Annotated in this window: 13 protein-coding genes; 8 read left to right on the forward strand and 5 right to left on the reverse strand. The window is 54.9% G+C overall.

Annotated features, from left to right (window positions below; genetic code table 11):
- Positions 1-667: 667 nt before the first annotated feature.
- Genes JFT58_RS29760 through JFT58_RS29770 form a run of 3 tightly spaced genes read right to left on the reverse strand, consistent with a single transcriptional unit; the run spans position 668 to position 1,726 of the window.
- Positions 668-1,288: a hypothetical protein gene (locus JFT58_RS29760; RefSeq protein WP_198834855.1), complete on the reverse strand. Its 621-nt coding sequence runs from the start codon at positions 1,286-1,288 to the stop codon at positions 668-670.
- A gap of 7 nt (positions 1,289-1,295) precedes the next feature.
- Positions 1,296-1,550 (reverse strand): hypothetical protein, encoded by a 255-nt coding sequence (locus JFT58_RS29765; protein WP_198834856.1) that lies wholly within the window; start codon positions 1,548-1,550, stop codon positions 1,296-1,298.
- Between the two features lie 32 nt (positions 1,551-1,582).
- On the reverse strand, positions 1,583-1,726 hold the full coding sequence (locus JFT58_RS29770) for a hypothetical protein (protein ID WP_156358955.1): 144 nt from the start codon (positions 1,724-1,726) through the stop codon (positions 1,583-1,585).
- Between the two features lie 117 nt (positions 1,727-1,843).
- On the opposite strand from JFT58_RS29770, the gene JFT58_RS29775 reads away from it, so the two are divergent.
- Positions 1,844-2,254: a hypothetical protein gene (locus JFT58_RS29775; protein WP_156358956.1), complete on the forward strand. Its 411-nt coding sequence runs from the start codon at positions 1,844-1,846 to the stop codon at positions 2,252-2,254.
- Positions 2,255-2,888: 634 nt separating this feature from the next.
- Here JFT58_RS29775 and JFT58_RS29780 read toward each other — a convergent pair.
- Both JFT58_RS29780 and JFT58_RS29785 read right to left on the reverse strand, forming a co-directional pair.
- Complete coding sequence (locus JFT58_RS29780) at positions 2,889-3,722, reverse strand: hypothetical protein (protein WP_198834857.1); 834 nt, start codon at positions 3,720-3,722, stop codon at positions 2,889-2,891.
- A 133-nt stretch (positions 3,723-3,855) separates the two neighbouring features.
- Entirely contained in the window at positions 3,856-4,578 is a 723-nt protein-coding gene (locus JFT58_RS29785; RefSeq protein WP_269837160.1) for a LexA family transcriptional regulator, read from the reverse strand.
- Between the two features lie 84 nt (positions 4,579-4,662).
- Between JFT58_RS29785 and JFT58_RS29790 the strand changes: the two genes are divergently transcribed.
- From JFT58_RS29790 to JFT58_RS29820, 7 genes are all read left to right on the forward strand, one after another.
- A complete protein-coding gene (locus JFT58_RS29790; RefSeq protein WP_198834858.1) occupies positions 4,663-4,875 on the forward strand; it encodes a transcriptional regulator in 213 nt (70 codons plus the stop codon).
- A complete protein-coding gene (locus JFT58_RS30540; RefSeq protein ID WP_233095471.1) occupies positions 4,772-5,113 on the forward strand; it encodes a hypothetical protein in 342 nt (113 codons plus the stop codon). Before JFT58_RS29790 ends, JFT58_RS30540 begins: the two co-directional genes overlap by 104 nt.
- Positions 5,114-5,131: 18 nt before the next feature.
- On the forward strand, positions 5,132-5,344 hold the full coding sequence (locus tag JFT58_RS29800; protein WP_198834860.1) for a hypothetical protein: 213 nt from the start codon (positions 5,132-5,134) through the stop codon (positions 5,342-5,344).
- Between the two features lie 93 nt (positions 5,345-5,437).
- Complete coding sequence (locus tag JFT58_RS29805; RefSeq protein WP_198834861.1) at positions 5,438-6,247, forward strand: Rha family transcriptional regulator; 810 nt, start codon at positions 5,438-5,440, stop codon at positions 6,245-6,247.
- Positions 6,248-6,258: 11 nt separating this feature from the next.
- Entirely contained in the window at positions 6,259-6,678 is a 420-nt protein-coding gene (locus tag JFT58_RS29810) for a helix-turn-helix domain-containing protein (protein WP_198834862.1), read from the forward strand.
- Complete coding sequence (locus tag JFT58_RS29815) at positions 6,678-7,439, forward strand: DnaT-like ssDNA-binding domain-containing protein (RefSeq protein ID WP_198834863.1); 762 nt, start codon at positions 6,678-6,680, stop codon at positions 7,437-7,439. Before JFT58_RS29810 ends, JFT58_RS29815 begins: the two co-directional genes overlap by 1 nt.
- On the forward strand, positions 7,436-7,666 hold a 231-nt coding region (locus JFT58_RS29820; RefSeq protein ID WP_269837159.1), incomplete at its 3' end, for a replication protein P. The genes JFT58_RS29815 and JFT58_RS29820, both read left to right, overlap by 4 nt.

The following is a 7,666-nucleotide window of genomic DNA, read 5'->3' on the forward strand; positions in this document are numbered from 1 at the left end:
CTTCCCAGATAGGGGCCATCGTCATTACTGGGCGCATTTCTGATTCCTCAGTGGTTGGTTCACCTGTATTCGTCAATACTCATGCCTCCCGCTGGTTGCCGATGGGCGCGGGGGAGGAGTGCTGACGGGTAGAGGCGCGTAAAAAAGCCCGAACATTGTCCGGGCTTTCGGTGCGACACATAGACCTCCCTACGTGGCGCGGGGGTACCAGTTGATTGCGTTCACATGGCTGCCAATCCTCCGTGCTGGGTTTCAACTGCGGCGGTGCGCTCTGGCAGTTGGGTGATGCAGATGGCCGGAGCTGAACCCGGCATGACAGGACTCAAACCTGCCTACGTTTAACGATCTGTAAGTGTCAGTTCACTAGCATCAAGCGGGTCTGACCGTTCTGCCGTTTCTGGCGGACTATGCTTTCGCATCCGATTCCTGAACTACATCAGGGGTGTTTTCCCGTACGTGATCCCATCAGCCTGGGCATTCATCTGCGTGTTACGTTGATGCAGGTGGGCGGTTATAGGCCGCAGTTTCGTCCGCATCGGAAATCCCCAACCGACTTACGCGCCCCGGCCTACTTCGTGATGGCTGCCGCTGCTGCGCTGGGGATTTCCGATGCGCACTCATAGAGTGGATCGGGCAGTTAACGACAGGCTGTCGTGGCGCTGGTTGTTCAGTTATTCGCGGCTTCAGCAGCTTCGTACTCGCTGCCGAGAATTTCGGTCATCACGCCATTGGGTTTGGCGGACGTGCTGATGTAGATGCAGTCAGGCGTTACCACATGTTTGTAGCTGGAGAAGAACAACGAACCACCGCCAAGGCCCATTGCGTCGAGGAACGGCTGCAGGTCCGCCTTGTCTTTCGGCTTATGCTCCTTGAATTCTTCTTGCAGCTTTTGCAGCTCGAGCTTCAACGCCTTCCGCTCTTCGCCCTTGGTGCCCGGCGGCAGACTTGAGCGCGGGAACTGCGAGCTATCTGCCTTTGGGTCTGGCTTCGTCCACAGCGGCTGTGGCATTGGTGGGCTGAACTTCAGGCCGTAGAAGTTACGACCGCTGTGCATGCTAGTCTGGAACAGTGCGGTGGCGCCTACAAAGCGCTTGGCAAACTCTTCGCCAAGCACCTGCAAGCGATCCGCGCTTTCTCTGTACGCCTTCCAAGCCGCCAGAACACCGGCATCGCTTGTCTTGTAGTAGGCCATCTCACTTACTCCCGGTTGTTTTCCCAATACCCACCGCTCTGGATGGGCATCAGTGAAAAGGTCCCGCCGTGAGGCTTTATGAGCCAACAAGCTCATAACCGGCTCATAGCTTCTTCAAGGCCTGTGCAATTCGCTCTTGCAGTCGCGGTTCGTAGCAGTCGACAACAATTCCAGCTGAGTCAGCCATCTGCTTTGCCCGCCGAATGTCTCGGTCTGCGCCGACGCCTTGAAGAAGGTCTTTGGTGAAGTGCATGTCGCCAAACTTGAGGACGATTGCGTCGTAGTTGCGCTGCGCGTTCTGCATGCTCTTGATCTGGATTCCAGTGATTTCCATCGTCTTGCCTCCGTTGATTTCCAATGCCGCCTCATCGAAGCGGCATCAGTAAATCGTCAAGCTGCACAGCCCATTGCCTTGCCCATCTGAGCGAGCACGAAGCTGGCACAGGTGAAGAGCCCGGCTACGAAGATGATGATCAGCAGGCCGGCAAGAATGCCCAGGCCCATCGCTTTGAAACTTTCCTTCGTGCTTAGCATTTCGTAACTCCCGATTAGTCATTGGTGGATCTGTCTGGCACCACGGCAAAGACCGACTATTTACGGCCGTCGCGTCGGTACCAACGCTTTCCGCGCTTTACACCAGACAGATCCCCGATGGGCACTCTTTCGAATGCCAGGGTGGTGCCTGTTTTTGACAGGGGCAGGCTCCCTGTTTCCTCGCTTTCCACAGTCGAGGGAAACCCATATGCTCCGGCCTCCACAGTCGAAACAAGGAATGTCGTTATGGCGAATTACATGGTGCGGGTTGAGATTTTCAAGGCTGACAGCGAGGAATACGCAGACCTACATAAGGCGCTGGAAGCGCTTGGCCTCAAGAGGACGGTTCAAGGGGATAATGGGGTTCTCAGGATGCCGCCTGGCACCTATTACGGAGCAAACTCGCTGAGCACCTTTGAGCTGAGGGAGAAAGTTAAGGCTCTTGCCGCCCCTTTCTCCTACCCAGCAGATCCTTCAGTGTTTGTTTCAGAGTCAAGCGACTGGTCTGGCTGGCTTCGACCAGCCTGAGACGAGCTACCGCCCCCAGCGAACGCTCTGCCTTTAGGCATTTCGCTCACCCAGTAGGCCAGGTGGTTCGAAGCGATGGCGAAAGCCTCATCAAAAGTGACGCTTTCATCCGTCGCGATCTCCTGAACGATCTGGCGAAACCGCTCAATCTGCTCTTCGTTCATTTCCTTTCTCCGGTTTGATTTCCCTGATACCCCTCGCAAGAAGGGTATCGAGGAAATCTGTCTCGCTACGCATATCTGGATCATTCGCCAGTTCGGTATCCCTCGATCCGCCGCAGGTTCTGCCTGCGTTTCCTTCCAGCACCCGAGTCACTCCCCAGGCGGTAGGTCAGATCAGATCGCCGGTCCCCAGTAGAGGCGTAGCGGCTTAATAGTTTGGTTTTGACAGAGCCTTTGCATCGGCCCTCCCTGTCCTTGCCGGACAGGCGGCCCCGCTGTTATTTCCGCAGCGGGATCGTCTTCTGAATTTTTAAAGAGCGGTCAGGCCCTGAGGCCCTGGCGAGTCCCTGTTGGGTGACTCGATGGGCTCAGTAAACATCATGTTTATAAACAGGTCAACACTATTTGTTTATTTTGTTTATTGCGCCCACAAAAAAGCCCGCTCAGTGGCGGGCTTTTTTACGTGGTTGGCTTTAGTAAGATTTACTGGTCGCCTCCAGTTTTTCGGAATAAATCCTTCCGGTTTTCAGGTTGACGATGGAAATTTTTGAAGGTGTGATTCTGAAAAAATTTAGTGCCGAGATGGTTTCCTGTTTTGATGCAATGGTGGCTTTTTGGTGGTCGGCTGATTGAGCGTAATATGGCGGCTTGGCGTCTCCGTCTATGCGTATTGCAAGATCCTTGCTAGCCGCGGACATCTCTTCGCGGGGCACCGGAAAGTCACCAGCAATCGAAGATATTTGCAATGTGGAGTTGCGCGGGAGGGCGCCAATCACTGCGTAGTTCTTTTTGGCTAAAACCTGATCCACCTGAACGGAGGCCCCGAAGGCATTTTGACCTACGTACTGGTCGGTAAATTTTATGGATCCTCCCAGCAAAATTGCTGGGTAGTGAGCTAGGTTCGTAGAGTTTTCTCGATAACCTTTGTCAGAGCCATCATCGAGAATAATGGATACTTTAAGCCGCTGGCTGTCAGCGTCGTAGGTATACCAAGCTCGATCAAGGGGGCGAGTGAATGATATTTTTCTTGGAATAATGCCCTGCAGGCGCTGTTCGTACTGCTGGCTCGACTCGTATTCGCCTTTGCCTCCTCCTGATTTTTTGATCGCTTCGGCGATGCTGGATCCGTTACCAGCTGTTTGATAATCGCCCTGCGCATTGCTGCTCGATAAAAGATTCGTGATAGGGCGCTCAGGCAGGCGGTACGCGCTTTTATCAAGCCTAGTCGGGACTGGAGTGCAGCTCTGGAGCAGAAGTGCTGTGACGAGCCCCGAAAAAGCAAGGGTCAATGGTCTATTTTTTAGCATGGTATCCCTCCCGTAATTAAGCCCGAACTCTATCATTCGAGGCGTATGGCCACCATTGACGCAGCGGATTAAGATCGAGGGGATGAGATATAAGAAGCCAGGCGCAGCTGTTTGTGGTGTTTGGTGAAAGCAATCAGTGGAAGCCTCCCGACCAGAAGACTCGGCCGAGAATGACTAGTTCCTGCTCCTGAGCCTGGCTGGCGGTGTATTCCTCATCAGGATGCTCATCCCTGTTGAAGCTTCGAACCCTAATTCCGCCGCCTGGCAGACGATAAAGCTGCTTAACGCGCAGCTGCCCATCGTGATCTATGGCGTACATATCGCCATCCACAATTCGAGTACTGCTCGAATCAATCGCAACAGTCGCACCATTGCGCAGCACTGGCTCCATGCTGTTACCCGCGACAGTCACGCATCTGGCGCAGCTTGGATCTACACCCTGGTTACGAAGACTGATTCGACCGAAGCGCAGCTTCCTGTTCGATGACTGCTCCACCGCTGTGCGGCCGCTTCCAGCGGAAAGCTCTACCTCCTTAAGGAACGGCACATAAACCTCATCATCGTCCAATGGCGTCTCGTCATCCCAAACATCTATAGGTCCGATGAGAGCGGCGTTGGATGATGGCGCAAGAGGTGGAGGAGGTCCATCAAATGAGACGTTTCCAGTCTCAAGCCACTCCACTGAAACCTGAAACTCTCGAGCAGCCAAAAAAGCCGCGCGCGCCGGCAGTCCCCGCTTGAACCAATTGTTCAAAACCTGGGGGGACACATTCAGTTTCTCGGCTAGCGACTTAGGGTTCATGCCCCTTTCAGTCATTAGCTCTCTAAGGCGGTCGCCTGAATTCTTGATTTCCATAAACACAAAGTTTACCGGGCTTGTCTTGTTTATTAAATAAACGTATCGTTGACTGGTGTTTACTCGCCGACGGCGGAATTGTTTATGAAACCTACACCCCTTGAGCGCGCAATCCTTGCCGCCGGATCAGGAAAAGCCCTTGCTGGACTTTTGGGCGTGACCCCTATGGCGGTCTCCTACTGGAAAGCCAGGGGTGTCCCTGCGCGCCACGCGCTATCTATCGAAAAAGCTACTGGCGTATCCCGCCATGAGCTTCGGCCTGACCTGTACCCGGTCGAATCCCTTTCTGCCGCCTAAACCCATTCATCAGCCACAGGAGCAATACATGTATTTCGACGACCACCACAAGCGAAGTGAGGTCTGCAAACTTCGGTACAAGCCCGAGGAGATGCGCCAGTTCCGCATGGACGCACGTTTAGCAGGCAAGCAGCTGGCTACCTATATGCGCGAACTGACACTTCTTGCTCGCCGTCTTGGAGCTGCTGACCTGATCCGTCGAATGGAAGAAATGGATGCGCAGGATAAGTCGGCCTAGAGGCCCGCAGGAGTCCCAATGCCCGAAATCGTCTTCGACGACCTGGATGAAGGGGCCCAAATCGAAATTCGGGAACTAGCTTCCGATTTCAATTGGACCCTCGAATACGCGGTACGTCGCTACATCGAAGCGGGCGAGTCACTGGCAATTCAGCGTCAGCTTGAGCTGATGCGAAGACCTCCAGCAAGACTCGCTTTGATAGACCACAAAAAGGCCCTCCAGAGGGACTAATTGTGGAAACGGAAGGGGCTAAAGCTTTCTTCCAGGCGAAAAAAAGCCGGGGTAGTGACCCGGCTCTCTAAATGACTATATGCGGGGAAGATTATGCATAGCTTAGAAACAAACATCAATACCCCTGGAAATAGCGCGCCACGTTTCCTGCAATCGCAAAACGTGGCGCGAACAATGTCATCAGTAGAAATATCCAAGCTGACCAAGAAGCGTCACGACAATGTGAAGCGCCTCATTGAGGACTTGGCCATTGGCGGATTGGTCCACCCTCAATCTGAGGATGAATGGTCCACGGACAAACTTGGCCGTCCTCGCGCTACCAGGATCTACAACGTGGGCGAGCGTGACAGCTACGTCATCGTCGCGCAGCTCTCGCCAGAGTTCACCGGCAAGTTGGTTGATCGCTGGCAGTACCTTGAAAAGCAGGCTCAAAAGCCTGAGCTGCCCGCTAGCGTTAAGGTCATCGGGGAGCTGGCGATCATGGAGTGCTTCACCAGGCTACTGAAGCCGGCGCCATCAATCCAAATGATGATGCTGACCAAGATCGCCGCCAATAACGGACTGGATGCGAAATTCCTGCCTGGCTATGCCATCGACGCTGCTCCAGACGCTACTGGCGGATCTTCGATGGAAACCAAGCCAATCACCGACCTCATCAAAGAAAACGGAATTGCGAGCACAGCCACGGCTTTAAATCGCTTGTTGGCCGCCAACGGCTTTATCAAAAAGTGCCAGCGCAACAGCACCAAGCGCGGCGTCGTCGACTTCTGGTCGGTGACCGATAAGGGCCTTCGTTACGGCAAGAACCTGACCAGCCCAAACAACCCTCGCGAGACTGCCCCCCACTGGTACGTCGATCGATTCCTCGAACTTGCCGGCTTGGTAGGCAAGGGGGTCAAGTGATGGATAGCGCTATGAAATCCGTGAGTCTTGGCGACCGCATCAGGGCCGCACGCAATTCAGCAGGGCTGACCCAGTCAGAGCTTGCTGTGATCGTTGGCGTCTCACAAGCGGCAATTAGCGAAATTGAGCGTGGCGAATCCGCGAGAACCGCATACCTCCCCGAAATATCTAGAGCATGTAGCTCCGATATTCACTGGCTTGCTTTTGGTGAAGTTGAGCCCGCAACTTCGGCTATGCCACCCCAAGAAAGCTCAGCCAAGCCAATCAAAGAGCTTTCGTTTTGCCTGGAAGGCACGGGCTTCTCAGGCATGCCGCTTGAGCGCGTCTCCAAATACATGACGGCCCTATCAGAACTGGTAGGCGATTCCGCCGTGTTCGTACGAATGACAGATAACGCAGTCGTGTTTTACGACGACTCGGAGGCTAAGTAATGGCCGGGGACTGGATCAAAATGCGAATAGACCTTCAGACGCACCCGAAAGTATTCCGCATGGTGTCCGCATTGCAAGCGGACAGATTGCGGATCATCGGCGGACTGCATGTGGCCTGGAGCATCTTCGACACCCACTCAAGTGACGGAGTACTGGTTGGCTACACCGTTGACGCGATGGATGCGGTAGTTGGCTGGTCAGGCTTCACGCAGGCGATGATCGATGTGGAGTGGGCATCCGTTAATGGCGGGGGGAGCCTCGTAATGCCTCGCTTTGACGAGCATAACGGGGCAAGCGCTAAGCGTCGAGCCAATGACAATGAGAGGAAAAGAACCGCCCGAAAGTCTGATGGTGTCCGAAAAATGTCCGCACGCGATGCGGACGAAATGCGGACCAGAGAAGAGAAGAGAAGAGAAGATCAAAACCCTCTCTCTGCGCGGGGATCAGTTGACCCTCGCATGCCCAGCGAAATGACCCTCGACTGGCACCCGGACGACAAGCTGCTGAAAACCTACTCGGTTCACTCAGGCGTAGCGCTGGACCTGTTCACCGAAGATGCGCGCCGGGCATTCACTGCCCACTACGAGCCGCGCGGCCAAGTGAATACCCAGGCCGAATGGGTGCAGATGCTGGTGAAGTGGGTGCTGAGCGATCGGAATCGAGCAGCATCGTCGAACGTCAGGCAGTTCACGCCGCGCCAGAGCAATGAGCCCGACTTCGACAGCAATGCCTGGGCCGAAGGGCTTGTGGTGAGCCCATGAAGCCAGTCAGCCAACTTATGGCGACCATGGGCAACCTGCCGCCAGCCATTCACTCCCAGCCGCTCCAGGTGACGCCACAGACGGCCGAAGTGGTGAACGCCCTGTTCCGCCGCCTGCGCGGGATCTTCCCGGCGTGGCGCCAAGCATGGCCGTCCACCGAAGCGCTCGATTCCGCCAAGGCCGAATGGATCAAGGAGTTTGCCGACGAGGGCATCCGCACTCTGGAG

This window comes from Pseudomonas sp. MF6767 (genome assembly GCF_016405475.1).
Classification (GTDB): Bacteria; Pseudomonadota; Gammaproteobacteria; order Pseudomonadales; family Pseudomonadaceae; genus Aquipseudomonas; species Aquipseudomonas paracarnis.

Bases quoted from the DNA above. Each gene is read 5' to 3' on its own strand.
- JFT58_RS29760 (WP_198834855.1), bottom strand. From the start codon at position 1,288: ATGAGCTTGTTGGCTCATAAAGCCTCACGGCGGGACCTTTTCACTGAT.
- JFT58_RS29770 (WP_156358955.1), bottom strand. From the start codon at position 1,726: ATGCTAAGCACGAAGGAAAGTTTCAAAGCGATGGGCCTGGGCATTCTT.
- JFT58_RS29775 (WP_156358956.1), top strand. From the start codon at position 1,844: ATGGGCACTCTTTCGAATGCCAGGGTGGTGCCTGTTTTTGACAGGGGC.
- JFT58_RS29780 (WP_198834857.1), bottom strand. From the start codon at position 3,722: ATGCTAAAAAATAGACCATTGACCCTTGCTTTTTCGGGGCTCGTCACA.
- JFT58_RS29785 (WP_269837160.1), bottom strand. From the start codon at position 4,578: ATGGAAATCAAGAATTCAGGCGACCGCCTTAGAGAGCTAATGACTGAA.
- JFT58_RS29790 (WP_198834858.1), top strand. From the start codon at position 4,663: ATGAAACCTACACCCCTTGAGCGCGCAATCCTTGCCGCCGGATCAGGA.
- JFT58_RS29800 (WP_198834860.1), top strand. From the start codon at position 5,132: ATGCCCGAAATCGTCTTCGACGACCTGGATGAAGGGGCCCAAATCGAA.
- JFT58_RS29805 (WP_198834861.1), top strand. From the start codon at position 5,438: ATGCATAGCTTAGAAACAAACATCAATACCCCTGGAAATAGCGCGCCA.
- JFT58_RS29810 (WP_198834862.1), top strand. From the start codon at position 6,259: ATGAAATCCGTGAGTCTTGGCGACCGCATCAGGGCCGCACGCAATTCA.
- JFT58_RS29815 (WP_198834863.1), top strand. From the start codon at position 6,678: ATGGCCGGGGACTGGATCAAAATGCGAATAGACCTTCAGACGCACCCG.